At 56.9% G+C, this 2,220-nt stretch carries 2 protein-coding genes; both read left to right on the forward strand.

Features of this window, described 5'->3' with window-relative positions; translation table 11 throughout:
- Positions 1-76 precede the first annotated feature (76 nt).
- Entirely contained in the window at positions 77-1,393 is a 1,317-nt protein-coding gene (istA, locus tag IGW03_RS37435; protein WP_228536351.1) for an IS21 family transposase, read from the forward strand.
- An 11-nt stretch (positions 1,394-1,404) separates the two neighbouring features.
- Positions 1,405-2,166: an IS21-like element helper ATPase IstB gene (gene istB / locus IGW03_RS37440; protein WP_438943722.1), complete on the forward strand. Its 762-nt coding sequence runs from the start codon at positions 1,405-1,407 to the stop codon at positions 2,164-2,166.
- Positions 2,167-2,220 lie beyond the last annotated feature (54 nt).

Below are 2,220 nucleotides of genomic sequence, written 5' to 3' on the forward strand. Positions count from 1 at the left end.
GGTGTCAGTAGGAACGCAATAATCCCCAAAATAGGAATCGAATTTTCCCCACCCATTTTGAGAAGGGGACTCAAAAATGGAAAGCAAGGCATTGCCAGATGACGTTAAGGTGCCCGTGTCGAACCAGGACATGGGAGGGGAAGTGGTCAATAAGGAACGATGGGAAGAACTTCGACGGCTATGGGAAGCGGGGATGAGTGTATCGGGCATCGCCAGGCAACTGGACCTGGATCGTAAAACCGTTCGCAGTGCGCTGAAGAAGCCAAACTGGACGCCCTATCAGCGGGAAACGGCAGCGGCCACGACGCTGCTGTCTCCTCATGAAGACTGGCTTAGGGAGCGGGCGCCGCAAGTGCATTATTCGGCGCGCATTCTCTATCAGGAATTGCGATCGCAGCGTGGCTTTACGGGCAGCTATGATACGGTGCGCAAGACGATACAGCCATGGCGCGGTCAGGCATCAGTCGCATCGCTGACCCAGCGCCGCTTTGAAACCGAACCGGGGCAGCAGGCCCAGGTCGATTGGGGGCAGATCAAAGTACGTTTCGCGCACGGGCCGGCCGAAGTGCATATCTTCGTCATGACGCTGGGTTATTCGCGCCGGGCCTATGTCGAGGGTTTCGAGAACGAACGTCTGACCTCCCTCCTGGCAGCCCATGAACATGCGTTTGCGTGGTTCGGTGGCCGGTGCGCCGAAATTCTGTATGACCGCATGCGCACGGTGGTGCTTGGGACAAGTGAAGGCAAGCCGCGCTGGAATCCGACGTTTGACGCCTTTGCCCGGCATTGGGGCTTTGAACCGCGGCTGTGCCGGCCATATCGCGCGCAAACCAAAGGCAAGGTTGAATCCGGCGTGAAATACGTCAAGCGCAATTTCGCGCCCGGGCGCATCTTCCAAGATATCGATGACTTCAACGAGCAATTGCGGCAGTGGCTGGTCGAAATTGCCGACGTACGCCTGCATGGCACCACGCATGAGCGGCCGATCGATCGCTTTGCCGCAGAGGCAGCGGCATTGACGGCGACGTCGTCGCAAGCTGGCTTCCTCGACGCCATGGTCCGTGATCGGGTTGTTGCCCTGGACTGGCTGATATCGATCGACACGAACCGCTACTCGGTTCCCTGTCGGCTCATTGGCAAGACAGTGCAGGTGCTTCGGTCAGGCAATATCTGGCAGATCCGCTATCAGAACAAACTGGTGGCTGAACATGCGGTACTGGCGGGACGTTACCAGTTAAGCGTACAGCCCGGCCATGGCCCGGGAGCCGTGGCACGCAATGCCCGGCAGCGATTTGCCCCGGCAAGCGAGCCGACGACGCAGCCGGTCTTGCCTGTCGATGCGGTTGAGGTACGTGACTTGCAAGTGTATGAACAGATGTTGGAGGTGGCATGAATCCGGCTCAATTGGAACGTCTATCCGAGCACCTGGCAAAGCTGCGCCTGTTCAAAAGCCAGGAACGGCTGGAAGCCTTGCTGCAGCATGCCGCAGCACAGGAAATGCCCTATGCCGACTTCCTCGAACAAGTCCTGGCCGAAGAAGTTGCTGCCAAGGCGAGCAAGAACGTATCGATGCGAACCGTCATGGCCCGGCTGCCCTTCGTCAAACCGCTGGAGACCTTCGACTTCGGCTATCAACCCTCGATCGACAAGAAACAGGTGCAATCGCTGGCGAGCTGTCACTTCATCGAACATGGCGAGAATGTTCTTGTATTAGGTCCGCCGGGCGTAGGTAAAACTCACCTTGCCGTCGCACTGGGCTTGAAAGCGATTGCATCGGGCTACCGGGTTCTGTTCACTACAGCAGCCAATCTGATTTCCATTCTGACAAAAGCGCATGCCGAGGGGCGACTCGAAGAAAAACTCAAGGTCTTTACCACGCCGCGTTTGCTCATCATCGATGAGATTGGCTATTTGCCGATCGACCGGCTAGGGGCCAACCTGTTCTTCCAGCTTATTAGCCGGCGCTACGAGCGTGGTCCGATGATCCTCACCAGCAATCAAAGCTTTGCAGCATGGGGCGATGTCTTTGGCGACCGCGTCATTGCCACAGCTATCCTGGATCGCCTCCTACACCATGCCGTGACGCTCAACATCCGCGGAAATTCATATCGGTTGAAAGAAAAACTGAAGGCTGGTCTCGTCCGTCCGGAAGAGACTCAATCCTAGTCGGGTGAGGAAATTTCCCTTCCGATATTGTGGAAAATTGCGTTCCTCTTGACA

Origin of the sequence: Noviherbaspirillum malthae (assembly GCF_015352985.1) — a bacterium.
GTDB classification, from domain to species: Bacteria; Pseudomonadota; Gammaproteobacteria; order Burkholderiales; family Burkholderiaceae_D; genus Noviherbaspirillum; species Noviherbaspirillum malthae.

Excerpts from the sequence above, each read along its gene's own strand:
- istA (WP_228536351.1), top strand. The coding sequence starts at position 77 with ATGGAAAGCAAGGCATTGCCAGATGACGTTAAGGTGCCCGTGTCGAAC.